The sequence below is a fragment of the Albimonas sp. genome, assembly GCF_055129145.1.
The window spans coordinates 18102-42067 of the sequence record NZ_JBSRTQ010000001.1 but is presented as its reverse complement, the minus strand read 5'-3'; the positions used below and the strand labels follow the sequence as shown (position 1 = coordinate 42067).

Sequence of the window (23966 nt, the reverse complement as noted above, 5' to 3'; positions counted from 1 at the left end):
CGCTTTCCGCGGGTTTAACGCGGCGACAGGACCGGAAGGACGCCTACCGCAGGTTGACCCGCAGCGCCGCGGCGGCGGCGAAGGGGGCGATGCCGGCCGAGAGCAGCGTGACCGCGCCGAGGAAGATCAGCGCCGTTCCGGGCGCGAGCCCCGTCGCCGCGCGGTCCACGGCCTGGGCGCCGAAGATCAGCGTGGGCACGTAGAGCGGCAGCACCAGCACCGACAGCAGCAGCCCGCCGCGGCGCAGGCCCGCGGTCAGCGCTGCACCGACCGCGCCGATCAGGCTCAGCGCCGGGGCGCCGATCAGCAGGCTCGCGACCAGCGTGGACTGCGCCTGCGCGGGCAGGGACAGCATCACCCCGATCACCGGCGCCGCCACCGTCAGCGGCAGGCCGGTGGTCAGCCAATGCGCGGCGGCCTTGGCCAGCACCGCGGCCTCCAGCGGCAGGGGCCCGAGCGCGATCTGGTCGAGCGCGCCATCTTCGAGATCGGCCTGGAAGAGCCGGTCGAGCGTCAGGAGGCAGGCGAGCAGGGCGCAGACCCAGACCACGCCGGCGGCGATGCGGGCCAGCGCCCCGCCCTCCGGCCCCACGCCCAGCGGGATCAGCAGGGCGGCGAGCAGGAAGAAGGCGATGCCGAGCAGCCCGCCGCCCCCCGCCCGGAAGGTCAGGCCGAGATCCCGGCGCAGGAGGGCGAGCGCCGCCCTCATCGCCAGTGTTCGCCGAGGAACGGGTCGGCGGCCGGCGCGGCGGCCGGGGCGTCCGAAACGGTGCCGGGGGCGGGCATCACCACTTCCGCCCCGTCTCCGAACCCCAGATCGACATGGGTGGCGGCGAGCGCGAGGCCGCCCGCCGCGCAATGCTCCGCCACCACCTGCGCGAAGACCGCGACGGAGGCCGCGTCGAGCGACACGGTGGGTTCGTCCAGCAGCCAGACCGGGCGGTCGACGATCAGCAGCCGCGCCAGCCCCAGCCGCCGTTTCTGCCCGGCGGAGCACCAATGCGCGGGGTCGTCGGCCCGCCCCGAAAGCCCGAAACGTTCCAGCGCCGCATCGGCGCGGGCGCGCGGCGCGCCATGAAAATCCGCCCAGGTGGTGAGGTTTTCGCGAACGCTCAGCGCCGGCTTCACCGCGTCGAGATGGCCGGCGAGCGCCACGCTTTCGCGCCACGCCTCGCCGTCGCGCGCAAGATCCAGATCGCCGAGCCGCACCGAGCCGCCGGCGGGCGGCGACAACCCGGCCAGCACGCGGAGCAGCGAGCTCTTGCCCGAGCCGTTGGGCCCGCGCAGGGCCGCGGCCGCGCCGGCGCGAACCGCGAAGCCGAGCCCGCGGAAGATGGTCCGGCCGGCGCGGCGGCAGGCGAGGTCCTGTGCGACGAGCTCCATGGCCCGAGCTTTAGGGGGTTCTCGGCCGCGGGGGAAGCCGGCGCGGCGCCGGGCGCGCGCGACCGCCCACCCCTGCGGCATGACGCCCCGTGGCGTGGCGGCCGGGAAAGCCCCGTGCCGGGATGGGACGATTACATTGCATTCGACGGCATACAGTCGCATACACAGATTGCAATCCGCCGCGAAAGCCCGTATCAGGAGCCTACCAAGCCGGTTGCCAGGACCGGCCCGCGTGAAGCCGTCGAGGCGCAGGGCCCTGCCGCTCCGCCTTCCGACGCCGCATCCGCGGGCCCCGTCGATAAGGAGAACGAGCGTGCCGATCATTGTCGGACAGGACACCGCGGGCGCCCGCCGCGAGCTGACCATCGACGGTCAGACCGTCGCCTACTACTCGATCCCCGCGGCCACCGAAGCGGGGCTCGGCGATTTCTCCAGGCTCCCCGCCGCGCTGAAGGTGGTGCTCGAGAACATGCTTCGGTTCGAGGACGGCAAGACCGTATCGACCGATGACATCAAGGCCTTCGCCGAATGGGCGATCCAGGGCGGCAAGAACCCGCGCGAAATCGCCTATCGCCCGGCCCGCGTGCTGATGCAGGACTTCACCGGCGTTCCGGCCGTGGTCGACCTCGCCGCGATGCGCGACGGCATCGTGGCGCTGGGCGGCGACCCGGACCTGATCAACCCGCTGAACCCGGTGGATCTGGTCATCGACCATTCGGTGATGATCGACGAATTCGGCAACCCGCGCGCGTTCCAGATGAACGTCGACCGGGAATATGAGCGGAACATCGAGCGCTACACCTTCCTGAAATGGGGTCAGAAGGCGTTCAACAACTTCCGCGTGGTGCCGCCGGGCACCGGCATCTGCCACCAGGTCAATCTCGAATACCTCGCGCAGACCGTCTGGACCGACAAGGACCAGAAGGGGATGCAGGTCGCCTATCCCGACACGCTGGTCGGCACCGATTCCCACACCACCATGGTCAACGGCCTCGCCGTGCTCGGCTGGGGCGTGGGCGGGATCGAGGCCGAGGCCGCGATGCTCGGCCAGCCGGTGTCGATGCTGATCCCCGAGGTCGTCGGCTTCAAGCTGACCGGCGCGATGATGGAAGGCACCACCGCCACCGACCTGGTGCTGAAGGTCGTGCAGATGCTGCGCGAGAAGGGCGTGGTCAACAAGTTCGTGGAGTTCTACGGCGACGGCCTCGACCGCCTGCCGCTGGCCGACCGCGCGACCATCGCCAACATGGCCCCCGAATACGGCGCCACCTGCGGCTTCTTCCCGGTCGACGACGAGACCCTGCGCTACCTGCGCACCTCCGGCCGCGACGAGGCCCGGATCGCGCTGGTCGAAGCCTACGCCAAGACCAACGGCTTCTGGCGCGGCCCGGACTACGACCCGATCTACACCGACACCCTGCATCTCGACATGGGCGAGATCGTTCCGGCGATCTCCGGCCCCAAGCGGCCGCAGGACTATGTGGCGCTCGACGGCGCGGGCGTGGCCTTCGGCGAATACGTGAAGGGCATCCGCTCCGGCGCCGACGCCTCCACCTCCTCCGAAATCCGCTGGGAAGGCGAGGGCGGGCAGCCCGAGCCGGCGCAGATCCCCGGCGACGAAGGCCACCACAAGCGCGGCTGGGTGAAGGCCGAGGACGGCTCGCATTACCAGCTGCATGACGGGTCCATCGTCATCGCCTCGATCACGTCCTGCACCAACACCTCGAACCCCTATGTGATGATTGGGGCGGGTCTGGTGGCCCGCAAGGCGCGTGAGCTCGGCCTGAACCGCAAGCCCTGGGTGAAGACCTCGCTGGCCCCCGGGTCGCAGGTGGTGTCGGAATATCTGGAGGCCGCGGGCCTGCAGGAGGATCTGGACGCCATCGGCTTCAACCTCGTGGGCTACGGCTGCACCACCTGCATCGGCAATTCGGGCCCGCTGGCGCCCGAGATCTCGAAGACCATCAACGAAGCGGACCTGATCGCCACCTCGGTGCTGTCGGGCAACCGCAACTTCGAAGGCCGGATTTCGCCGGACGTGCGCGCCAACTACCTCGCCTCGCCGCCGCTGGTGGTGGCCTACGCGCTGGTCGGCGACATGAACGCCGATCTGGTCAACGCGCCGCTGGGCCAGGGCAAGGACGGGCAGGACGTCTACCTTCGGGACATCTGGCCCTCGACCGCCGAGATCGCGGCGCTGGTCGAAAAGACCGTGACCCGCGAGGCGTTCCTCTCGAAATACGCCGACGTCTTCAAGGGCGACGAGAAATGGCAGGCGGTGGAGACCACCGACTCCAAGACCTATGACTGGCCGCCGCAGTCGACCTACGTGCAGAACCCGCCCTATTTCCAGGGCATGTCGAAGACGCCGGGGACCATCTCCGACATCACCGACGCCAAGGTTCTTGCGGTTCTGGGCGACATGGTGACCACCGACCACATCTCTCCGGCCGGGTCGTTCAAGGACACCACGCCGGCGGGCAAATACCTGGTGGAGCGTCAGGTGCCGGTGCGGGAGTTCAACTCCTACGGCTCGCGCCGCGGCAACCACGAGGTGATGATGCGCGGCACCTTCGCCAACATCCGCATCAAGAACGAGATGCTGGACGGGGTCGAGGGCGGCTACACCAAGGGGCCGGACGGGGCGGAGACCTCGATCTTCGACGCCGCCATGGCCTATCAGGCGGCCGGCACGCCGCTGGTGATCTTCGGCGGCGAGCAGTATGGCGCGGGGTCGTCGCGCGACTGGGCGGCCAAGGGCACGGCGCTCCTGGGGGTCAAGGCGGTGATCGCCGAGAACTTCGAGCGCATCCACCGCTCCAACCTCGTCGGCATGGGCGTGATCCCGTTCGAGTTCACCGGCGGCCAGACCCGCAAGTCGCTGGGCCTGACCGGCGAGGAGACGGTGAGCATCTCGGGGCTGTCGGGCGACCTGAAGCCGCTGTCGATGGTGAAGGCCGAGATCACCCGTGCCGACGGTTCGGTCGAGACGATCGAGTTGAAGTGCCGGATCGATACCGAGATCGAGATCGAATATGTCGAGCATGGCGGCGTGCTGCACTACGTGCTGCGCGATCTGGCCGGACTTCTCTGACGGACCGCGACGACGGATGATGGAAGGGCCGCCCCCCGGGGCGGCCCTTTCCCGTTTCGGGAGGCGGTTTCGGGCAGGGGCGTCGGCCCGGCCCTTTCCGCCTCCGCCGGGCGCGCGTCGTCGCAAGGCCTGGCCGAGGTCGACCCGGCGCTCGTCCCACGCGACGCCGTCGCCCGCGCGCGCCCCCTCGCGTCCTGCCTGGAATCGAGGCGACTGCGCCTCCGCCCGCGACAAAAACCGCGCAACTGGTGGAGTTCTTGCGTATCCGACGCCGATATCAATGGAATTTCCACGCATTCGCGCCAGACTGACGCCACCGCCGGCGACGGGACCGTGCCGAGACGCACGCCGCCGATCGCGCGCAACCCTGATGAAGGAGACGCCATTTAGGAGCCCGCCCATGACCAAGGTCGATTCCGCATTCCGCCGCCAGCTCGAAGGCTGGTCGCTCGCCACCGCCGAAATCACCTATCGCCTGCCCGACGCCCGCTCGGTCCTGCAGACCTATCTATGGCAGGACTACGATCTGGCTCCGGAATTCCCCAAGCTCCGGGATTTCCTGGATTTCTGGACCCGTGAGCTGGAGGGGCCGCTCCACTCCGTCCGTCTCTGCCACGCGCAGATCATCGGTCCCCGTGTCGTGAGCTACCGCAACCACGAAGTCCTGCTGCACTGATCCCATCGCCGGTCCCCGTGCGCGGGCGACGACCCGGCGCGGGGACATGGTCCCGCCTCGCCAACCCGCCCCCGGGACACCGGAACCGCGCGCGCCCCGCCGCGCGGGCGCCTCGGCGCAACCGGCGCGCGGGCCGTCGCGCGGCTCCCGCCCTTGCCGCGCCGCCGAACACATGACATCCGGGCGCGGCCTGCGGGCAACGTCGCCGTCGCTGGCGCCCGGCTAGCGCGCTCTCTCGCAGGCTTGACTCGCAGGGCGTCGGCCCCGCGGCTAGGGTTCGGCGATCCAACGGAGGCGCAGAATGTTTTCCAGCCCGCTCGACCGCGTCACAGGCCTCGCGCCCAGCCCGAAGCCGCGCCTGCGCCGCCTGCCGTCGCGGGCAGCCGCCGCGCTGGCGCTGGCGCTCGGGGCCCTCGCCGCCGGCCCGGTCTCGGCCGAGCCGCCGGCGCCGCTGACGGTGGTCGAGCTGTTCACCTCGCAGGGCTGCTCCTCCTGCCCGCCGGCCGACGATCTGCTGGCTGAGCTCGCCGCCCGGCCCGACATCCTCGCGCTGTCGCTGCATGTGGATTACTGGGATTATCTCGGCTGGCAGGACGTCTACGCCATGCCGGCCTTCACCCGCCGCCAGGTGGCCTATGGCGAGGCGGCCGGCGCCCGCTCGATCTACACCCCGCAGATGGTGGTGCAGGGCGAGGCGAAGCTGGTCGGCAGCCATCGCGAGCAGGCCATCGCCGCGATCCGCGCCATGGCCGCCAAGCCCCGCGCCGCCGCCATCACCCTGACCCGGCGGGAGGATGCGCTCGAGGTGCGGGTCACGCCGCTGATCGGCTCCGCTCCGGCCGGGGTGCTGTGGTTCGTGCCGTTTCACAGCCCGGCGCCGCTGGTGATCGACCGTGGCGAGAACGCCGGCCGCGAGATCGCCTACGCCAATGTGGCGCGCAGCTGGATGAAGCTCGGCAAGTGGGACGGGCGCGGCGAAGAGGTGTTCACCGCGCCCGTCCCCTCCGACGCGCCGGGCGACGAGGCCTCCGGCGCCGGGGTGGCGGTGATCCTGCAGGAGAACGGCATCGGGCCGGTGATCGCGGCGGCGCGGCTGGAATACTGAGGCCCCGCGGCCCGCCTCGCCCCGGTCACGCGTCCGGGGGCCCGCCCGGAGTCGCGTCGCGGGCTTCGCGCCGGGCAGCGACCCCGGCCCGGGCGGCGCGCACCTGGTCGCCGCGCGCCCGCAGCTTCCAGCGGCCATGCAGCCACAGCCACTGCGCGGGGTCGGCCTCGACCCACTCGCCGATGCGGGCGTTGACCTCGGTCATCATCATCTCGGGGTCGCTCGACGCCACTTCCGGCTCGAACCGCACGTCGAAGCTCGTCCCGTCCGCCGCCCGCCGCGCCCGCGCCGGGATCAGCGCCGCGCCGAAGCGCTGGGCGAGCTCTGCCGCGACCACCGCCGTCTCCGCCTCCCGCCCCAGGAAGGGCAGCAGGGGCGAGCCGGTCTGGCGCTGGTCGACCAGGATCATCACCATGCCGCCGTCCTTCACATGGCGCAGCAGGTCGCGCGTGCCATGCAGCCCCTTGGCGAGCACCGGTTCGCCGCCATGGGCCAGCAGCTGACGGATCCAGGCGTCGAACACCGGGTTGTTGTAGGCGCGGTAGACCATGGCGCAGTCGCGCCCCGTGACCGCGCGGGCGGCGAGGCGCACCGCCTCCCACTGCCCGAAATGTGCGGAGACGATGATCGCGCCCCGCCCCGCCGCCCGGGCGGCCAGAAGCGACTCCGCGTTCTCCACCCGCACCCGCGACGGGTCGGCCGCGATCCGGTCCAGCGTCGCGTATTCCAGAATGGCGCGCGCGAAATGCGCCCCCACCCCGGCCGCCAGCCGCCGCCGCGCGGCGCGGTCCATGTCGGGGCGCACCAGATCCAGATTGCGCTCGATCCGCTTGCGCATGAATCCCAGCCGCGGCAGCAGGAACCCGCCCGCGCCGGCGACGAACCGGGCGGCCCGCGTCCCCAACAGCGCCGTCGCCGCCATCAGCACCCTCAGGATGCCGACCTCGACCCTGTCCTGCGCCCGGCGCAGCCAGCCGCGCCTGCGCGCCGGCCCGGCCATCACGTCGCCCCGCGCGCGTGCTGGCGTTCGCGCCACCAGACGTAGAGGCCTGCGCCGACGATCACCGCGGCGCCGGCCCAGGTCCAGGCGTCGGGGAACTCGCCGAACACCACGAAACCCCACATCGCGGCCCAGATCAGCCCGGTATAGTTGAACGGCGCCGCGACCGAGGCCGGGGTATGGCGCAGCGCCAGCGTCATCAGCAGATGCCCCGCGCCGCCCAGCACGCCGAAGACGCTCATCACCGCCGCGTCGGCGAGGTCGGGGGTGGTCCAGAAGAACGGCACGACGCAGCTCGCCAGCGCCGCCCCGATCAGCGCGGTGTAGAGGAACGAGGTCCAGTGGCTTTCCTGCGACCCCATCTTGCGGGTCAGGATCGCATAGGCGGCGAAGCAGAAGGCGGCGGCCACCGGGGCCAGCGACACCGGGGTGAACACCTCCGTCCCCGGCCGGACGATGATCAGCGCCCCGATCAGCCCGATCCCCACCCCGGTCCAGCGGCGCGGGCCGACCTTTTCGCCCAGCACGAAATAGGCCAGCACGGTGATCAGCAGCGGGCAGATCTCGAACACCGCCACGGCCTCGGCCAGCTGCATATGCTGGATGGCGTAGAAGAAGCTCAGCGTGGCCCCGAAGGGCATCAGCGCGCGCAGCACCTGCATGCCCGGCTGCGAAGTGCGCAGCCGCGTGCGCAGCCAGGGCGCCATGATCACCACCGCCCAGAACCCCTGCGAGGCGTAGCGGGCCCAGACCACCATCATCGTCTCATGGCGTTCCAGCAGCAGCTTGCCCACCACGTCCATCGCGCAGAAGCAGAAGATCGACGCCAGATAAAGCCCGATGCCCAGCAGCTCGCGGCTGCGGAAGCCGTCCGCCGGCGCGGCCGAAACCGTCATTCGGCGGCGGCGGCCGGGGCCTTGTCGGGCAGCTGGGGCACGGCGACGCCGATCATGCAGTCGCGGGTGACGAGGGTGGCGAGCGCGTCTTCGGACCAGCCCTCGGTCCCGGCGGGACGGGCGGGGAGCACGAGGTAGCGCATGTCGGCGGTGGAATCATGCACGCGCACGGTGACGTCCTCGGGCAGCTCCAGCCCGAATTCGCCGAGCACCCGGCGCGGCTCGATCACCACGCGGGAGCGATAGGCGCGCTGCTTGTACCAGTCCGGCGGCGGCCCGAGCAGCATGCGCGGGTAGCAGGAGCAGAGCGTGCAGACCACGACGTTGTGGGTCTGCGCGTCGTTCTCCACCGCGACCAGATGCATGGCCTCGATATCCGCCCCCATCTCGCGCGAGGCGGCGGAGCCGTCGGCCAGCAGGCGCGCCTTGAAGTCGGGGTCGGTCCAGGCGCGGGCGATCACCGCGGCGCCCTTGGCGGGGGAACGGGCCTGCATCCGGGCGATGGCGTTGGCGATCTCGTCGGGCGTGGTCAGGCCTTTTTCGATCATCAGCTCGCGCACCGCGATCTCCAGCGCCTGGGCGCGGGTCAGGGGCGCGTCCTGGTCGGCGCGGTAGGGGTGGCCGGAGGGGCTGAGCGAGCCGGGGGCGTGGTCATGCCCGTGCCCGTCGTGGTCGTGATCATGGTGGTCATGCGGCATGGTCGTCGCCTTCCGGAACGGGTTCGAGCCAATGCTCGTAGATCTCGGCGTCGATGGTGTCGTCCGGGCGCTCGGCGTCCTCGCCCCAGATCTCGGCCATGGTGAAGCGGATCCGGTAAAGCGGCACTTTCTCCGCCGGCAGGCCGTAGGCGAGCTGCTCGGGGTTCTTGTAGGCGCCGAGCCGGCGTTCCACGATCCCGGTCTTGCCGCGCAGATACCAGGGCGCACGGGCGTGAAGGCCCTTGGTGCCCCAGGCGCGGACGCGCATCCGCTCAGGCATGGGCCCCGTCCTCAGGCGCGGAGAGCGAGCACTCCCCATAGGTTTCGCCGCGGGCGCGGACCTCCTCCAGCTTGGCGGCGAGCTCGGCCGTGGAATAGAGGCCGGATTCGATGAGGTTGCGGTTCACCGATTCGATCCAGCGCTCGTAGTAGGAATGGGTCTCGAAGAATTCGGGCCCCATGTCCTCCAGCACGCGGCGCAGGCCGTCGACGGTGAAATGGCCCTTGGAGGTGGCGAGCGTCATCAGCGCGTCCACGCGCCGTTCCCACAGCGCATAGTCGTGTTCTTCGGGGTTCACCGGGCCGGCCGGGAGGCCGCCCATGTCGTGCCAGGAGCGTTCGGTCATGGGGAGAAGGCTACGCCGGCCGGGGCGCGGCGCCAAGATGTTCGACGCGGGATTTCGACGGGAGGTTTCGGGGCGATCAGCGCGGGAAGGCCAGCACCAGATTGTTGGCCGGCATCTCGATCCGCTCGGGCTTGCCGAAGCCGTGGGCGGCGGCCAGCGCCTCGACGTCCTCGCGGTTGCGCACGCCCCATTCGGGGTCGCGGCCGCGCAGCATCGCGTCGAAGTCGCGGTTGGATTGCACGGCCTCGCCACCCTCGTAGAAGGGCCCGTAAAGCACCAGCCGTCCGCCGGGGCCGAGCGCCCTGGCGGCGCCCGAGATCAATCCTTCGGCCACCGACCAGGGCGCGATATGGATGACGTTGGCGCAGAACACCGCGCGCAGCGGCCCATGGGTCAGCAGCGCAGCGGCGGACCAGTCGCCGCTGGCGTCGAGCTGGATCGGGGGGGCGAGATTCGCCGGCCCCTCCGCCGCGCGCCAGGCCTCGATCGAGGCGACGTGCAGCGGGTCGGGGTCGGTGGGGATCCAGGTGAGCCGGGGCAGGGCGCGCGCGCAGGCGAGCGCATGCTGTCCAGTTCCGGACCCGATCTCCATCATCGCGCCGCGCTCGTCGCCCAGCAGGCGGGCGAGGGTCCGGGCGATGTCGGCGGAATTCCGGCTGGCCGCGGGCGCGGTCAGCCGGGCGTCGCCCGCGCCGCCATCCGGTCCGGGGACCGGTTCGGCGTAGCGCGGGCGGCTTTCGGCGGGGTCATGCGCCATGAGGACCGCCTGGGGTCAGAGCTTCGGTCCGATGACCATGATCATCTGCCGGCCTTCCATCTTGGGCATGGATTCGACCTTGCCCAGATCGGTGGTGTCGCCGGCGATGCGCTCGAGCACTTCGCGGCCGAGTTCCTGATGCGCCATTTCGCGGCCACGGAAGCGGAGGGTCACCTTGACCTTGTCGCCATCCTCAAGGAAGCGAGTCACGTTGCGCATCTTCACTTCGTAATCATGGATGTCGATGTTCGGACGGAACTTGACCTCCTTGATCTCGATGACGCGCTGTTTCTTCTTCGCCTCGTTGGCCTTCTTCTGCTGTTCATATTTGAACTTGCCGAAGTCCATGATCTTGCACACCGGCGGCACGGCGTTCGGCGAAATCTCGACGAGGTCCAGACCCACTTCCTCAGCCATGCGAATGGCGTCGCGCGGGTCGAGCACGCCACGGTTCTCCCCCTCATGGTCGATGAGGCGGATTTCCGGAACGCGGATCTTGTCGTTCACTCGGGGGCCGGTGTCGCGGGTGGGCGGCGCCTGATGCGGTCTGCGGGCTATGGTTTTCTCGTCCTTTGTAACCTAAGCGCAAAAAGCGCGCCTTCCCAACCGAGAGGCTCGCTTCAGGAGCATCATACGGATTGCGGCGGATTCGGCAAGATGCCGCAGGGGCGCCGGCGCGATCCGCCGCGCGCCCCCGCGAACGCAGGTGCAGGGCGCCCCCGTCAAAGCGTCCCCGTCAAAGCGCGGGCGGCGCCATCACCTCGACCTCGCCCTCGACCACCAGCGGCGACGCGGTCTTCGCCTGCAGTTCCTCGACCGAGATCCCCTCGGCGATCGCCTTCAGCAGGAAGCGCCCGCCGGTCACATGGATCACCGCAAGGTCGGTGTAGACCCGGGTCACGCAGCCGATCCCGGTGAGGGGATAGGTGCAGGCGTCCATCAGCTTGGCCTCGCCGTCCCGCGTGGTGTGGTCGGTGATGCACCAGACCTCCTTCGCGCCGGAAACGAGGTCCATGGCCCCGCCGACGGCCGGAATGCCCTCGTTCCCCGCGCGCCAGTTGGCGAGGTCGCCGTTGGGGGCGATCTGGAAGGCGCCGAGGATGGCGAGGTCGATATGCCCGCCGCGGATCATCGCGAAGCTGTCGGCATGGTGGAAGATCGAGGCGCCGGGCAGCAGGCCGATGGCCTTCTTGCCGGCGTTGACCAGATCCCAGTCCTCCTCGCCCGGGGGCGGGCCTTCGCCGAAGCCCAGCACGCCGTTTTCCGTGTGATAGGTCACGTGGCGGCCTTCGGGGACGTAGAAGGCGGCGAGCTCGGGCATGCCGATGCCGAGGTTCACATAGGCGCCGTCGGGGATGTCCTGCGCCGCGCGCCAGGCCATCTGGGCGCGGGTCAGGCCGATCTTCTTCGGCTTGGCGGCGGGCGCGGGGGTGGCGTCGGTCGCGGTCATGGGTAGCGCGCTCCCTGTTCGAACAGCACCTGTTCCTGCACCGCGTCGGGGGTGTGGACGATGCGGCCGGTGAAGATGCCGGGGGTGACGACGATTTCGGGGTCGATTTCGCCGGGCTGCACCAGCTCGATCGCCTGAACCACCGCGCAGGCGGCGGCCATGCACATGATCGGCGCGAAGTTCCGGGCGGATTTGGAATAGGTGAGGTTGCCCATCGTGTCGGCGCGCAGGCATTTGACGAGCGCGTAGTCGCCGAGAATGGCGTGCTCCATCACGTAGTCGCGGCCATTGAACGACCGGATCTCCTTGCCCTCGGCCAGCGGCGTGCCGACCGACGTGCGGGTGTAGAAGGCGGGGACGCCGGCGCCGCCGGCGCGGATGCGCTCGGCCAGCGTGCCCTGGGGGACGGTCTCCAGCTCGATGCGCCCGGCCTGGTATTCGTCGGTGAAGGCATGGGCGGAGGCGGCGCGAGGGAAGGAGCAGATGATCTTCGCCACCCGCCGCTCGCGGATCAGGGCGGCGAGACCCACGTCGCCGTTGCCGGCGTTGTTGTTGACCACGGTGAGCTCGCGCGCGCCCTGGTCGATGAGGGCGTGGATCAGCTCGACCGGGTTGCCGGCCCCGCCGAAGCCGCCGATGAGGATGGTGGCGCCGTCGGGCACGTCGGCGAGCGCGTCCTGGGCCGAGAGCACGGGTTTCATCACGCCCGAAGACGCGGCCCCTGATGCGGGGGCTGCCTGGGTGGTCACGTCGGAGGTCTCCTCGTCCTCGCCGCTCGGGGCGGCTGTCGTTGCGGGAATCTCGCGCAAAACGCCGCCGGGCGCCAGTGGGGCGGGCGAGGGAGCCGCGCGACGGCCGGGGCGCCGGGTCGCGGCGGGGCGCCCGCGCGGCGCTGGAGCCGGGGCGCCCGGTGGGGACGGGGAGGGTGGCGCCGGTGCGCGTGTCGGGCGAGGCGTCCGGTCAGGGAGGAGGGCGAGCCGGGCGAGCCGGGCTCCGCGGCCGCATTCCCTGCCGGTCCCCCGCCGCGCGGGCGCCGCGGCATCGCCCGCGGAGCGGCCGTCGCGCGGCTTCCTCCGCTCCTGCGGGGCGCGCGGAGGGGATTCCCTTCGGCCCCGCCGCCCGCTATGCCCGGCGCCATGCCTGCCACCTCGCCCGCCTTCCTCAATGTCGAGCATTCCGTGCTGGGTCGCCGCTGGGTCGGCCCCGCGCCGGAGATCGAGCGCCTCGGCCTCGCCATCGCCCAGCGCCTCGGCGCGCCGGAGGTGGTGGGCCGCGTGCTCGCCGCCCGCGGGGTCGGCATGGACGAGGCCGCCGCCTATCTGGCCCCCACTCTGCGCGACCTGATGCCGGACCCCTCCACCTTGCGCGACATGGACGCCGCCGCCGCGCGTCTGGTCGAGGCGGTGGAGAAGGGGCAGCGGGTGGCGCTTTTCGGCGATTACGACGTGGACGGCGCCGCCTCCACCGCCATCGTGCTGCGCTGGCTGCGCGCGCTGGGCGCGACGCCCGACGTCCACATCCCCGACCGCATCGCCGAGGGCTACGGCCCCAACATCCCCGCGATGACCCGCCTCGGCGCCGCCAACGACCTGGTGATCTGTCTCGACTGCGGCACCCTCGCCCATGCTCCCATCGCCGCCGCGCGGGCCGAGGGCGCCGACGTCATGGTGATCGACCACCACATGGGCGGCGACACGCTCCCCGACGCGATGGCCGTGGTGAACCCCAACCGCCAGGACGAATCCGGCGCCCAGGGCGCGCTCTGCGCCGCCGGGGTCGCCTTTCTGCTGCTGGTCGCCGCCAACCGCCTGCTGCGCGAGCGGGGCCGGACAGGCCCCGACCTGATGGGCCTGCTCGACCTCGTGGCCTTGGCCACCATCGCCGACGTGGCCCCGCTGACCGGGCTCAACCGGGCGCTGGTCCGCCAGGGGCTCGCGGTCATGGCCCGCCGGGGCCGCCCCGGGCTGGTCGCGCTGGGCGATGTGGCGAAACTGACCTCGGCCCCGTCCGCCTACCATCTCGGCTTCGTCTTCGGCCCGCGGATCAACGCCGGCGGGCGGGTGGGGACGGCCGATCTCGGCGTCCGCCTGCTCGCCTGCGACGACCCCGAGGAGGCCGCGGCGCTGGCCGCCCGCCTCGATACGCTCAATGGCGAGCGCCGCCAGGTGGAGGCCGACGTCCTCGCCGCCGCCGCCGCCCAGGCCGAATCGCGCGGCGTCGACGGCCCGCTGGTCTGGGCCGCGGGCGAGGGCTGGCATCCCGGCGTGGTCGGCATCGTCGCCGCCCGCCTGAAGGAGCGCTTCGGCCGCCCCGCCGTGGTGATCGCCCTGAACGGCGAGACCGGCTCGGGCTCCGCCCGCTCGGTGGTGGGCGTCGACCTCGGCGCGGACGTGGCGGCGCTGGCGCGCGAGGGGCTGATCCTCAAGGGCGGCGGGCACAAGATGGCCGCGGGCCTCACGGTGGCCCGCGACGGGGTGGAGGCCGCGATGGCCCGCCTCGCCGAGCGCCTCGGCCGCCAGGGCGCCGGCGAGGGCGGCCCGGAGGATCTGCGCATCGACGGCGCGGTGGCGCCCGGGGGGGCGACGGTGGATCTGTGCGAGCAGCTCGACGCCGCCGGCCCCTGGGGCCAGTCCGCCCCCGCGCCCCGATTCGCGCTGGCCGGCGTGCGGGTGGGGCATGTGAAGCCGATGGGCGACATCCACCTGCGCCTGACCCTGACCGGCGCCGGCGGCAAGGTCGAGGCCGCGGCCTTCCGCGTCGCCGACAGCCCGCTCTGGCCGCTGCTCACCGCGTCCGCCGGCGCGCCTTTGCATGTGGCGGGGCGGCTCGAGATCGACGACTGGGGCGGGCGCCGCAAGGTCCGCCTGCGGATCGAGGACGCCGCCGAGGCCCGCTGATCCCGCCGCAGCCCTTCCGTCCATCCCGGTCTGCGAAAACCCTCTCCGGACCGCGTCGGAAGGGTTGCCATCGCCCGCCACTGCCATTAGACACGCCGGCGCTGCGCCCTTCGTCTAGTGGTTAGGACGCCGCCCTTTCACGGCGGTAACACGGGTTCGAGTCCCGTAGGGCGTACCACTCCCCCCCCTTCTCGAGCCGTCACGCTCGGCGCGCCCTTGGCGCGGTTCGTCGGCGCTTTCGCTGCGACACAGCAGAACTGGCGCCGCCGCAGTTTGATTGCGATCATGCGCGACCCGGCGCATTCGCCACCCACCAAAGCGAGACCGCCATGAGCGCCCTATCCGGTTATCGTCCCGATGTGGACGGCCTTCGGACCATTGCGGTCGGCACGGTGGTCGCGTTCCATGCCGGGATCGGCTGGCTGCCCGGCGGCTTCGTCGGCGTCGACGTGTTCTTCGTGATCTCCGGCTTCCTGATCACCTCGATCATCGCGCGCGAGGCCCAGGCCGGCACCTATTCGCTGCTCACCTTCTACGAGCGCCGCATCCGCCGCATCTTCCCGGCGCTCTTCGTCATGCTCGCCGCCACCGCCGCCGCGGCCTGGATGCTGCTGCCGCCGGCGGAGCTGAAGCTGTTCGGCCAAAGCCTCGCTTCCGCCATCTTCTTCCTGTCGAACGTCCAGCAGATGCTCGACACCGGCTATTTCGCCGGAGCGGCCGAGACGCGCCCCCTGCTCCACACCTGGTCGCTGGCGGTGGAGGAGCAGTTCTACATCTTCTTCCCGCCGCTGCTGGCCTGGCTGATCGTGCGCCGGAGGCGGATGGTCGTGCCGCTGATGATCCTCGCGATCCTCGCCTCCTTCGCGGCCTCCGTCGTCGCCACCCAGCTGCGGCCCAGCGGGGCGTTCTACCTGGCCCCGTTCCGGGCATGGGAGCTCGGCGTCGGCGCGCTGCTGGCGCTCACCCCCACGCCGAAGCTGCCGCGCGGGGCGTCCTCCGTGCTGGGCGTGGTGGGGCTCGCGCTGATCGGCTGGGCGGTGTTCGCCATCGACGACACGGTCGACTTCCCGGGCGTCGCCGCCGCCGCGCCGGTGCTCGGCGCCGCGGCGCTGATCCTCGCCGGCATGACCGGCGGCGGGCCGGTGACCGCCTTGCTCTCCCTGCGCCCGATGGTGGCGGTGGGGCTGATCTCCTACTCGCTCTACCTCTGGCACTGGCCGGTGCTGGTGTTCCTGCGCTACTGGACCGTGCGCCCGCCGACCGGGGCCGAGATCCTCGCCGCCGTGGCGCTGTCGGCGCTGCTGGCCTGGGCCTCCTGGCGTTTCGTGGAGCGGCCGTTCCGCAAGCCCGGCCTGATCGCGACTCGCGCCGGCGCCCTGCGCTTCGGCGGCGCGCTGATGGCCGGCGGGGTCGCGGTGGCGGCGGCGATGCTGGCGACCGGCGGCGCGCCGTCGCGGTTCTCGCCCGAGGCGCTGGCGGCGCTGGAGCAGGTGGAGGGGCGCGCCAGGTTCGAGAATTGCGGGCCCCTGGTCGCCACCGCCAAGGGGCGCGGCGACGTCTGCCCGCTGGGGGCCGCGGGCGCGCCCGATTTCGCGGTCTGGGGCGATTCCCATGCCGAGGCGCTGTCCCCCGCCTTCGACGCCGCCGGCAAGGCCGCCGGCCGCGCCGGCGTGCTGCTGAAGCTGCGCGGCTGCCCGCCGCTGCTCGACCTGTCGCAGTCGCGCGCGCCTTTCGACGATTGCGGCAGGGGCTCGACGCTGGCGCTGGACTATTTCGACGCCCATCCCGGCATCCGCGAGGTGATCCTGGTCGGACGCTGGGCGATCTACGCCGACGGCACCCGCTTCCTGGACGAGCCGGGGCCGATGGTCTTCATGCGCGATTCCCAGAGCACGACGCTGGGCGTGGACGAGAACCGCGCCGCCTTCGCCCGGGCCGCGGAGCGCACCGTGACGGAGCTGCGCGCCCGCGGGCTGGAGGTGGTGGTGGTCGGCCAGGCGCCGGAGGCGGAGGTGAACGTGCCGGAGGCGCGGGCGCTGGCCCTCAAGCTCGGCCGCGCGCTGTCGCTGGGCGCGTCGCGCGCCGAATACGACGCCCGCCAGGCCAACGCGCTCGCCGCCTTCGCGCCGCTGCTCACGCAGGACGGAGTGCGCTTCCTGCCGCTGGCCGACGCCTTCTGTTCGGACGGAAGGTGCCGGGTGCTGGATGAGGCGGGGCTGCCGCTCTATTCCGACTCCAACCATCTGGCCGAAGGGGCGGCGCGGTCGCTGGCGTCGGTGGTCGCCCCGGCGCTTGTCGCGCAGGACTGAAGGCGGCGCCCCCGGGACGAAAAAAACCGCGCCGTCCGGGTCGGGACGGCGCGGCAGTTCAGTCCGGGGCGGAGGAGGCCGCCCCCGGAGCCGGGGAGCCCTCAGAAGCCGTGGAGCGCGGCGGGATTGTCCACGAGGATCAACCGGCGGGCCGCCGCATCCGGCGCCCAGCCCAGCACGGTGTCCAGGAGGTCGGCGTCGGAGGGATAGTCCGAAGCCGTCTTCACCAGGTTATGCGGCCAGTTGGTGCCCCAGATCACCCGCTCGGGCGCATGGGCGATGATCTCGCGCGCCACGGCGGCGATGTCGGCGAAACCGGGGGGGCCGGCGCGCGAGGACTCGTAGCCGCCGGCCATCTTGAACCATGAATTCCCGCGATCGATCAGGCGTTTGACCGCCGCGATCTTCGCGTCTCCGGGCGCCGCGCCCGCGAAGAATTTGCCGTGATGGTCGAGCACCCAGCGCGACCGGATGCCCTCGAGCGCCGTGAGCCGTTCAACAATCTCGCCGCCGTCGAACTGGACGTTCAGGGACCAGCCCATGTCGCAGGCGATGGCGTCCACCGCCGCCAGCGCGTCGAGCCCCACCGCGCCGCCGGGCAGGTGCATGATCCGCGCGCCGCGCACCCCGCCGTCATGCAGGCGGGCGAGCTCCGCCGCCGGCGTTCCGGGGCGGACCACGCAGACCCCGCGGGCGATATCGCCGAAATCGGCCAGCGCGGCGAGCAGGTTCGAATTGTCCGCGGCATGGGCGTTGCCCTGCACCACGACCACCCGCTCGAGCCCCAGCCAGCCCATCACCTGCCGATAGGCGCCGGGGCTGGCATCCCCCGCCGGAACCGGCAGCGCGCCGGGCGCGCCCGGAAATCCGGGGACGTAGCAATGCATCTGGGTGTCGGTCGCGCCGGGGGGCAGGCGCAGCTTCGGCGGGTGGCCGGTCAGGATGCGTTCCATCCGCTCAGCCCTCCATCGTGTAGCGGGCGAGCGCCGCCCGGTTGATCTCGATTCCCAGGCCCGGGCCTTGCGGGATGGCGACGATGCCGTCGGCATGGCTCACCGGGTCGGTCAGGATCTCCGCCCGATAGGGATTCCACGTCTGGTCGAATTCCAGCAGCGGCGCGCGTTCGGCGTGCCGCGGCGGGGTTGGGGGCAGGGTCGCCAGCATGTGCAGGGAGGCGGCCAGCGCCACGCCGGTGCCCCAGACATGGGGGACGACGCGGATGCCCGCCGTCTCCGCCATCCAGGCGATTTTCCGCATTTCGGTGATGCCGCCGCAGCCGCAGACGTCCGGCTGCAGGATGTCGACGGCGCGTTTCGCAATCGCCTCGGCGAAGCCGGCGCGGCCGTGCCAGGTCTCGCCCCCCGCGACCGGGATCGGTTGGCGGGCCCGGATCTCGGCATAGGCGTCGAGCAGTTCCGGAACCACCGGCTCCTCGAACCACCCCAATCGCAGGTCGGCGCAGCGGCGGCCGAGTTCGATCGCCTCGATGGCGTCGTAGCCGTGGTTGGCGTCGATCATCAGGGCGACGCCGGGCCCCAACACGTCGCGGGCGAGGCGGATCGAGACCTCGTCCATGTCGACCCCGTAGCCGATCTTGATCTTGCAGGCGGCGAAGCCGGCGTCGCGGTATCCGGCCAGCTCTTCGGCCAGCGCCGCGTCCCGGTCGCGACCCACTGGCCGAAATCCGCCCGTTGCGTAGGCGGGGACCGCGTTGCGATAGGCGCCGCCGAGCAAGCGGTGGACCGGGACGCCGAGCCGCTTGCCCGCGATGTCCCACAGCGCGATGTCGATTCCCGACTGCGCGGTCATCGTGGCGCCGCGCTGCCCCTGGTCGCGGAACTGGGAATAGATATCGGTCCAGATCGGCTCGATCTCCGCGGGATCCCGCCCCACCGCCAGCGGCGCCATGGCACGCACCAGGGCCGCGTTGGGGGCCGGGGGCCCGAGGCACTCGCCCCAGCCCACCGTGCCGTCATCGCAGATCACCTCGACCAGACAGGCCCAGCGGGTGGTGAAGGTGGAAAACGCGCTCTGGAAATGCTGGTCGAGGTCGTGGCGCAGGACATGGGGCCGGATCTCCGCGATGCGCATGGCTCAGGAGACCTTTTCGATCAGCGCCTTGAGCATCGCCGTCTCCCCGTCCGTCGGCGTGGTCAGAGGCGGGCGGGCGATGCCGGAGCCGTGGCCGATGGCGGCGACGCCGGCCTTGATCAGCGACACGGCGTAGCCCGGCTGGCGGTCGCGCAGCCTGGCGAAGGGGAAGAAGAAATCCTCCAGCAGCCGCGCCATCGTGGCCTTGTCGCCGGCCCGCAGCGCCTCGTAAAAACCGATCGCCATGGCGGGAACGAAGTTGAAGACCGCCGAGGAATAGGTGGAGACGCCGGCGCCGTCATAGGCCTCGGCGAACAGCTCGTGCGTGGGCATGCCGCCCACGTAGCAGAGCCGGTCGCCCAGCGTCGCGGTGATCTCGCGCACCAGGCCGATCTGGCCGGTGCCGTCCTTGAAGCCGATCAGGTTGGGGCAGGCGTCGGCGAGGCGCTGCAGGGTCTCGGTGGTGCACACGGCGTTGTCGCGATTGTAGACGATGACGCCGAGCCCGGTGGACCCGCACACCGCCTTGATGTGCTGGAAGAGGCCCTCCTGCGGGACCTTCATCAGGTAATGGGGCAGCAGCAGCAACCCGTCGGCGCCGGCGGCTTCGGCCTCCCGCGCGATTTCCTTCGCCATCTCGGTGCCGTAGCCGCAGCCGGAGACGATCGGGGTGGGCCCTGAGGCGGATTTCGCGGCGCGCACCACCCGGCCGATCTCCGCGCAGGTCAACGAGAAGAACTCGCCGGTGCCGCCCGCGGCGAAGAGGGCGGCGGCCGGGAAGCCCGACAGCCATTCCACGTGGGCCGCATAGGCGTCGAGGTCGAGGCGCAGGTCGGCGTCGAAATGGGTCACCGGGAAAGACAGGAGGCCTGAGCCGATCCGGGTCTTGAGGTCTTCGGGGGTCATGCCGACGCTCCGGGTGTCGATGCGGGAACGAAGAAGTCATATGATGACATGATGAAGGTCGTCAAGCGTTCCGGCGTCGGCCGCGGCGGGCGAGCGTCATTCCTCCCGCCGCTCCGCCGCCGCGACCAGGCGGGCGAGCGCCCGGTAGCGTTCAGCCGAGCCGACCAGATGGGCGCGCATCGCGGCGCGGGCGGCGGCGGCGTCGTGGCGGGCGATGGCCTCGGCCACCTCGCGATGCTCCGCCTCCAGCCGGGCGAAGTCGGCTTGGGGCGGCGCTTCGCCCGAAGCGTCGCGCAGCTTCTCCCGCGGGATGGTGCGGCGGCCGAGCTGGGCGAGGAAGGATTCGAAGCGCGGATTGTTGGTGGCCTGGGCGATGGCCATGTGGAAGGCGAAGTCGGCCTCGGCGCTGGGCGCGCCTTGGCGGGAGAGGGCGGCGAAGCGGCGATGCAGGTCCTCTATCTCCGCCTCCTGCGCCGGAGAGGCGCGCTGGGCGGCGAGGCCGGCGGCCTCGATCTCCACCGCGGCGCGCAACTCAAGCTCCTCGATCATATCGGAAATTTTCGAGAATGTGGGCAGGGGGATGGTCTGGGCGGCGGGCTCGGGTCGGGCGAGGACGAACACGCCGACGCCATGGCGGGATTCCACCAGCCGGTCGGCGCGCAGCTCCGCCACCGCCTCGCGGATCACGGTGCGCGATACGCCGAACCGGTCGATCAGCGCGGACTCGGTCGGCAGCTTGTCGCCGGGGGCGAGCCCGCCGCCCAGGATCTCGGCGCGCAGGTCCTCGATCACGCGGGAGGTCAGGCTTTTGCGGGCCGGGGCGCGGCGCGCGGACCCGGCCCGCACCGCGTCGGCGGGGGCGGCGAGGCGAGTGGGAACGGGGCGCGCGAGCATGGGCGTCTCCTGTCGCCGGGCCGGGCGGAACGGCGCGCCCCGCGCCATCGACCGCCGCCGGGCCCTGCCGCCGCAAGGTCGGCAATCGTCGCCGGATTTGCAAGCGCGTACGTGTCATATCTCCGTTGACAGGTCATCATATGATATGCAGGGTGACGCTACGGATCAAATGCAGCAGGCGGCCGAGGGAGAGCGCGCCGCCGCGGCCCGGGGAGGATCGACATGACCCGAAACAGGAAACGCAGCCATTCGTTCGGACGCCGCGCGTTCGGACTGGGGGCCGCGGCCGTCGCGGCGCTGGCCTCCATGGCCGCGACGCCGCTCGCCGCCAAGGACTGGCGCGGCTGGAACATCCACCCGCCCACCTATCCCAACGGCATCGCGCTCGACGCCTTCGCCAAGGAGGCGGCGGAGAAGACCGACGGTCGGGTCGCTCCAACGGTCTACCATAACGGCGTGCTCGGCGATCAGCCCGACGCGATCGAGCAGGCCCGCAACGGCGCGCTCGACTTCGGCAATTTCAACATGGGTCCGATGGGCCCCATCGTGCCGGCGACCAACGTCCTGTCGCTGCCCTTCGTGTTCTCGTCGGTGGAGCAGATGCACCACGTCATGGACGGCGAGATCGGGCAGCGGTTTTCGGACGCGCTGTCGGAAAAGGGCCTGGTGGCGCTCGCCTGGTACGATTCCGGGTCGCGCAGCCTCTACAACACCAAGCGCGCGGTGAAGACGCCGGCGGATGTGAAGGGCCTCAAGGTCCGGGTGATGAACAACCAGCTCTATGTCGACATGATCGGCGCGCTGGGCGGCAACGCCACCCCGATGGCCTTCGGCGAGGTCTACCAGTCGCTGAAGACCGGGGTGATCGACGGGGCGGAGAACAACTATCCCTCCTTCGAGTCGACCAACCATTACGAGGTCGCGCGCTTCTACTCGATCACCGAGCATCTGATCATCCCCGAATGCCTCTGCGTCTCCACCGCCGCCTGGGACGCGCTGTCGGACGCGGACAAGGTCGCGGTGAAGCAGGCGGCGATGGACAGCGCCAGGCTGCAGCGCGAGCTGTGGGCGGAGCGGGAGAAGGCGAGCCTCGAAAAAGTCCGCGCCTCGGGCGTCGAGATCAACGAGGTCGAGGACAAGGCCGCCTTCCAGCAGGCCATGGACCCGGTCTACGCCAAGTTCATCGAGGCCAATCCCGACCTCAAGTCCTGGATCGACGACATCAAGGCGGTGAAATGAGGTTTTGGGGCGGGCGCCCCGCAGCGCCTCGCCCGACCCTCGGGGGCCGGGCGTGAGCCGGACGGGTCCCGGGGGCGATCGCCGGGGCAGGGCGGGCGCGGGGTTTCCGGATCCCGCGCACGACGCGGGAAGCGCAGCCGCCAACCTGAACGGTCCCTTTCCCGACCAGGCCGCGCCGCGCTTCCCGCGGCTCGACCGCGGGCTCGGCCTGATCGCGCGCGCCTGCATGATCCTCGCCGGCGTGCAGATGGTGGCGCTGGTCGGGCTGATGGGCTGGCTGGTGTTCGGGCGCTACGTGCTCAACGACACGCCGACCTGGGTGGAGCAGCTGGCCATTCTGCTGATCGCTTGGATCACCTTCATCGGCGCCGCGGTCGGCGTGCGCGAGGACAGCCACCTGAGCATCGACTTCGTGCGCGAGGCGCTGCCCCCCGTCCCCCGCGCCGTGCTGCGGGTGCTGTCGGACCTGATCGTGATCCTGTTCGCGGGGATCATGACCTGGCAGGGCTGGAAGCTGGTGATGACCAACCTGAGCCGCGAGATCCCGATGCTCGGCCTGCCTGAGGCCTGGCGCGCCGCCCCCCTGGTCGGCTTCGGCGTGCTCGCCACCCTCTTCGCGCTGGCGCGCCTCGCCCAGCGGGCCCCCCTTCGGGGCCGCACATGGGACTGACCCTGCTGTTCGGCCTCTTCGCGCTCGGGCTCATCGCGGGGGCGCCGGTCGCCTTCGCGCTCGGCCTCGCCGCGGTCGCCTGCTTCGCCTATGAGGGGCTGCCGCTGTTCGTGGCCTTCCAGCGGATCCTGTCGGGGGTCTCGACCTTCTCGCTGCTGGCGATCCCGTTCTTCATCTTTTCCGGGGAGCTGATGCTGCATGGGGGCATCGCGCGGCGGCTGGTGGGATTGGCCGCGGCGGCCGTTGGTTCGGTGCGCGGCGGGCTGGGGGTGGTGAACGTCGCGTCCTCGATGCTGTTCGGCGGGATTTCGGGGTCGGCGGTGGCGGACACCTCGGCGCTGGGCTCGATCCTGATGCCGGTGATGAAGCAGAAGGGCTACGACGCCGATTACGCGGTCAACGTCACCGTCACTTCCTCGATCGCCGGCATCGTGATCCCGCCCAGCCACAACATGATCCTCTACGCGGTGGCGGCGGGGGGCGGGATCTCCGTCTCCCGGCTGTTCATCGCGGGGGTCGCGCCGGGCATCCTGATGTGCCTCTGCCTGATGGTCGCCGCCTATGTGGTCGCGGTGCGTCGCGGCTACGGGGCCGAGCCGTTTCCCGGCTGGCGGGCGCTCGGCCTCAGCCTGATCGACTCGATCCCCGGCCTGATGACGGCGGTGATCATCGTGGGCGGCGTGCTGTCGGGCGTGCTGACGGTGACGGAGTCCGGGGCCTTCGGCGCGATCTACGCGCTGGTCATCACCGGGCTGGTCTACCGGGAGCTCACCTGGGCGAATTTCACCGCCGCGGTGCGGTCCTCGGTCAGGACCACGGCCCTGGTGATGATCCTGGTCGGCTGCGCCTCGGCCTTCGCCTGGCTGCTGGCGCTTTACCGGGTGCCGGAGGGGCTGACCGACCTGCTGCTGGGGATCTCGTCCGATCCGATCGTGATCCTCCTGATGCTCAACCTGATCCTGCTGGCGCTGGGCATGATCATGGACATGGCGGCGCTGATCCTGATCTGCACGCCGATCTTCCTGCCGGTGGCGACCTCCATCGGCATGGACCCGATCCAGTTCGGCATTCTGATGATGATGAACCTCGGCCTCGGCCTCTGCACCCCGCCGGTGGGGGCGTGCCTGTTCGTGGGCTGCGTGATCGGGGGCATCCGCATCGACCAGGCGGTGCGGACCATCTGGCCGTTCTACCTTGCGATGTTCGTGGCATTGATGCTGGTGACCTATGTGCCGGCGATTTCGCTGACCCTGCCCGACCTGCTGCTGGAGTGAC

23 protein-coding genes and 1 tRNA gene are annotated in these 23966 nt (G+C 71.3%); 9 read left to right on the top strand and 15 right to left on the bottom strand.

The genetic code is table 11. The features are described from left to right. Positions 1–43 precede the first annotated feature (43 nt). Together ccmB and ccmA are read right to left on the bottom strand one after the other, a co-directional pair. Entirely contained in the window at positions 44–709 is a 666-nt protein-coding gene (ccmB, locus tag ACTB72_RS00200; RefSeq protein WP_463034951.1) for a heme exporter protein CcmB, read from the bottom strand. Next, complete coding sequence (gene ccmA, locus ACTB72_RS00195) at positions 706–1383, bottom strand: heme ABC exporter ATP-binding protein CcmA (RefSeq protein ID WP_463034950.1); 678 nt, start codon at positions 1381–1383, stop codon at positions 706–708. The genes ccmB and ccmA overlap by 4 nt, the downstream gene beginning before the upstream one ends. 313 nt (positions 1384–1696) lie before the next feature. Here ccmA and acnA point away from each other — a divergent pair, with 313 nt between their 5' ends. The 3 genes from acnA (at position 1697) to ACTB72_RS00180 (ending at position 6258) form a co-directional block, all read left to right on the top strand. Further along, positions 1697–4477 (top strand): aconitate hydratase AcnA, encoded by a 2781-nt coding sequence (gene acnA, locus ACTB72_RS00190; RefSeq protein WP_463034949.1) that lies wholly within the window; start codon positions 1697–1699, stop codon positions 4475–4477. A gap of 400 nt (positions 4478–4877) precedes the next feature. Next, a complete protein-coding gene (locus ACTB72_RS00185; protein WP_463034948.1) occupies positions 4878–5153 on the top strand; it encodes an usg protein in 276 nt (91 codons plus the stop codon). Between the two features lie 301 nt (positions 5154–5454). Further along, positions 5455–6258, top strand: coding sequence for a DUF1223 domain-containing protein (locus ACTB72_RS00180; protein WP_463034947.1), 804 nt, complete (start codon positions 5455–5457; stop codon positions 6256–6258). Positions 6259–6283: 25 nt separating this feature from the next. Here ACTB72_RS00180 and ACTB72_RS00175 read toward each other — a convergent pair whose 3' ends face one another. The 9 genes from ACTB72_RS00175 to ACTB72_RS00135 form a co-directional block, all read right to left on the bottom strand. Then, the gene (locus ACTB72_RS00175) at positions 6284–7258 is read right to left on the bottom strand and encodes a lysophospholipid acyltransferase family protein (RefSeq protein ID WP_463034946.1); all 975 of its coding nucleotides are present in this window, start codon (positions 7256–7258) and stop codon (positions 6284–6286) included. Continuing rightward, the gene (locus ACTB72_RS00170; protein ID WP_463034945.1) at positions 7258–8154 is read right to left on the bottom strand and encodes a DMT family transporter; all 897 of its coding nucleotides are present in this window, start codon (positions 8152–8154) and stop codon (positions 7258–7260) included. Before ACTB72_RS00170 ends, ACTB72_RS00175 begins: the two co-directional genes overlap by 1 nt. Further along, positions 8151–8852: a nitrile hydratase subunit alpha gene (gene nthA, locus ACTB72_RS00165; RefSeq protein WP_463034944.1), complete on the bottom strand. Its 702-nt coding sequence runs from the start codon at positions 8850–8852 to the stop codon at positions 8151–8153. Before nthA ends, ACTB72_RS00170 begins: the two co-directional genes overlap by 4 nt. Then, positions 8842–9132 carry an SH3-like domain-containing protein gene (locus ACTB72_RS00160; RefSeq protein ID WP_463034943.1) on the bottom strand — a complete coding sequence of 97 codons (291 nt, stop codon included), beginning with the start codon at positions 9130–9132 and terminating at the stop codon, positions 8842–8844. The genes nthA and ACTB72_RS00160 overlap by 11 nt, the downstream gene beginning before the upstream one ends. Continuing rightward, entirely contained in the window at positions 9125–9478 is a 354-nt protein-coding gene (locus tag ACTB72_RS00155) for a ScnB-like protein (RefSeq protein WP_463034942.1), read from the bottom strand. Before ACTB72_RS00155 ends, ACTB72_RS00160 begins: the two co-directional genes overlap by 8 nt. 76 nt (positions 9479–9554) lie before the next feature. Then, positions 9555–10235, bottom strand: a complete 681-nt coding sequence (locus tag ACTB72_RS00150) for a DUF938 domain-containing protein (RefSeq protein ID WP_463034941.1) — start codon at positions 10233–10235, stop codon at positions 9555–9557. 15 nt (positions 10236–10250) lie between these two features. Further along, positions 10251–10742 carry a translation initiation factor IF-3 gene (infC, locus tag ACTB72_RS00145; protein WP_463034940.1) on the bottom strand — a complete coding sequence of 164 codons (492 nt, stop codon included), beginning with the start codon at positions 10740–10742 and terminating at the stop codon, positions 10251–10253. 229 nt (positions 10743–10971) lie between these two features. After that, positions 10972–11685 carry a 3-oxoacid CoA-transferase subunit B gene (locus tag ACTB72_RS00140; RefSeq protein ID WP_463034939.1) on the bottom strand — a complete coding sequence of 238 codons (714 nt, stop codon included), beginning with the start codon at positions 11683–11685 and terminating at the stop codon, positions 10972–10974. Further along, complete coding sequence (locus ACTB72_RS00135; RefSeq protein WP_463034938.1) at positions 11682–12434, bottom strand: 3-oxoacid CoA-transferase subunit A; 753 nt, start codon at positions 12432–12434, stop codon at positions 11682–11684. The genes ACTB72_RS00140 and ACTB72_RS00135 overlap by 4 nt, the downstream gene beginning before the upstream one ends. Positions 12435–12821: 387 nt before the next feature. On the opposite strand from ACTB72_RS00135, the gene recJ reads away from it, so the two are divergent. The 3 genes from recJ (at position 12822) to ACTB72_RS00120 (ending at position 16891) form a co-directional block, all read left to right on the top strand. Beyond that, positions 12822–14582, top strand: coding sequence for a single-stranded-DNA-specific exonuclease RecJ (recJ, locus tag ACTB72_RS00130; protein ID WP_463034937.1), 1761 nt, complete (start codon positions 12822–12824; stop codon positions 14580–14582). Between the two features lie 103 nt (positions 14583–14685). Beyond that, a tRNA-Glu gene (locus ACTB72_RS00125) sits at positions 14686–14760 on the top strand. Positions 14761–14911: 151 nt separating this feature from the next. After that, positions 14912–16891: an acyltransferase family protein gene (locus tag ACTB72_RS00120; protein ID WP_463034936.1), complete on the top strand. Its 1980-nt coding sequence runs from the start codon at positions 14912–14914 to the stop codon at positions 16889–16891. 101 nt (positions 16892–16992) lie between these two features. Here ACTB72_RS00120 and ACTB72_RS00115 read toward each other — a convergent pair whose 3' ends face one another. The 4 genes from ACTB72_RS00115 to ACTB72_RS00100 form a co-directional block, all read right to left on the bottom strand. After that, positions 16993–17844, bottom strand: coding sequence for an amidohydrolase family protein (locus tag ACTB72_RS00115; protein WP_463034935.1), 852 nt, complete (start codon positions 17842–17844; stop codon positions 16993–16995). 4 nt (positions 17845–17848) lie between these two features. Continuing rightward, entirely contained in the window at positions 17849–18982 is a 1134-nt protein-coding gene (locus ACTB72_RS00110) for a mandelate racemase/muconate lactonizing enzyme family protein (protein WP_463034934.1), read from the bottom strand. A 3-nt stretch (positions 18983–18985) separates the two neighbouring features. Beyond that, the gene (gene kdgD / locus ACTB72_RS00105; protein WP_463034933.1) at positions 18986–19888 is read right to left on the bottom strand and encodes a 5-dehydro-4-deoxyglucarate dehydratase; all 903 of its coding nucleotides are present in this window, start codon (positions 19886–19888) and stop codon (positions 18986–18988) included. 96 nt (positions 19889–19984) lie between these two features. Beyond that, entirely contained in the window at positions 19985–20782 is a 798-nt protein-coding gene (locus ACTB72_RS00100) for a FadR/GntR family transcriptional regulator (RefSeq protein WP_463034932.1), read from the bottom strand. Between the two features lie 222 nt (positions 20783–21004). Here ACTB72_RS00100 and ACTB72_RS00095 point away from each other — a divergent pair, with 222 nt between their 5' ends. Genes ACTB72_RS00095 through ACTB72_RS00085 form a run of 3 tightly spaced genes read left to right on the top strand, consistent with a single transcriptional unit; the run spans position 21005 to position 23965 of the window. Next, entirely contained in the window at positions 21005–22021 is a 1017-nt protein-coding gene (locus tag ACTB72_RS00095) for a TRAP transporter substrate-binding protein (RefSeq protein ID WP_463034931.1), read from the top strand. A gap of 52 nt (positions 22022–22073) precedes the next feature. Then, complete coding sequence (locus ACTB72_RS00090) at positions 22074–22691, top strand: TRAP transporter small permease (RefSeq protein ID WP_463034930.1); 618 nt, start codon at positions 22074–22076, stop codon at positions 22689–22691. Beyond that, entirely contained in the window at positions 22682–23965 is a 1284-nt protein-coding gene (locus ACTB72_RS00085) for a TRAP transporter large permease (RefSeq protein WP_463034929.1), read from the top strand. The genes ACTB72_RS00090 and ACTB72_RS00085 overlap by 10 nt, the downstream gene beginning before the upstream one ends. The last annotated feature ends 1 nt before the right edge of the window (position 23966 follow it).

Excerpts from the sequence above, each read along its gene's own strand:
- ccmB (WP_463034951.1), bottom strand. The coding sequence starts at position 709 with ATGAGGGCGGCGCTCGCCCTCCTGCGCCGGGATCTCGGCCTGACCTTC.
- ccmA (WP_463034950.1), bottom strand. The coding sequence starts at position 1,383 with ATGGAGCTCGTCGCACAGGACCTCGCCTGCCGCCGCGCCGGCCGGACC.
- ACTB72_RS00185 (WP_463034948.1), top strand. The coding sequence starts at position 4,878 with ATGACCAAGGTCGATTCCGCATTCCGCCGCCAGCTCGAAGGCTGGTCG.
- ACTB72_RS00180 (WP_463034947.1), top strand. The coding sequence starts at position 5,455 with ATGTTTTCCAGCCCGCTCGACCGCGTCACAGGCCTCGCGCCCAGCCCG.
- ACTB72_RS00175 (WP_463034946.1), bottom strand. The coding sequence starts at position 7,258 with ATGGCCGGGCCGGCGCGCAGGCGCGGCTGGCTGCGCCGGGCGCAGGAC.
- ACTB72_RS00170 (WP_463034945.1), bottom strand. The coding sequence starts at position 8,154 with ATGACGGTTTCGGCCGCGCCGGCGGACGGCTTCCGCAGCCGCGAGCTG.
- nthA (WP_463034944.1), bottom strand. The coding sequence starts at position 8,852 with ATGCCGCATGACCACCATGATCACGACCACGACGGGCACGGGCATGAC.
- ACTB72_RS00160 (WP_463034943.1), bottom strand. The coding sequence starts at position 9,132 with ATGCCTGAGCGGATGCGCGTCCGCGCCTGGGGCACCAAGGGCCTTCAC.
- ACTB72_RS00155 (WP_463034942.1), bottom strand. The coding sequence starts at position 9,478 with ATGACCGAACGCTCCTGGCACGACATGGGCGGCCTCCCGGCCGGCCCG.
- ACTB72_RS00150 (WP_463034941.1), bottom strand. The coding sequence starts at position 10,235 with ATGGCGCATGACCCCGCCGAAAGCCGCCCGCGCTACGCCGAACCGGTC.
- ACTB72_RS00140 (WP_463034939.1), bottom strand. The coding sequence starts at position 11,685 with ATGACCGCGACCGACGCCACCCCCGCGCCCGCCGCCAAGCCGAAGAAG.
- recJ (WP_463034937.1), top strand. The coding sequence starts at position 12,822 with ATGCCTGCCACCTCGCCCGCCTTCCTCAATGTCGAGCATTCCGTGCTG.
- ACTB72_RS00120 (WP_463034936.1), top strand. The coding sequence starts at position 14,912 with ATGAGCGCCCTATCCGGTTATCGTCCCGATGTGGACGGCCTTCGGACC.
- ACTB72_RS00115 (WP_463034935.1), bottom strand. The coding sequence starts at position 17,844 with ATGGAACGCATCCTGACCGGCCACCCGCCGAAGCTGCGCCTGCCCCCC.
- ACTB72_RS00110 (WP_463034934.1), bottom strand. The coding sequence starts at position 18,982 with ATGCGCATCGCGGAGATCCGGCCCCATGTCCTGCGCCACGACCTCGAC.
- kdgD (WP_463034933.1), bottom strand. The coding sequence starts at position 19,888 with ATGACCCCCGAAGACCTCAAGACCCGGATCGGCTCAGGCCTCCTGTCT.
- ACTB72_RS00100 (WP_463034932.1), bottom strand. The coding sequence starts at position 20,782 with ATGCTCGCGCGCCCCGTTCCCACTCGCCTCGCCGCCCCCGCCGACGCG.
- ACTB72_RS00095 (WP_463034931.1), top strand. The coding sequence starts at position 21,005 with ATGACCCGAAACAGGAAACGCAGCCATTCGTTCGGACGCCGCGCGTTC.
- ACTB72_RS00085 (WP_463034929.1), top strand. The coding sequence starts at position 22,682 with ATGGGACTGACCCTGCTGTTCGGCCTCTTCGCGCTCGGGCTCATCGCG.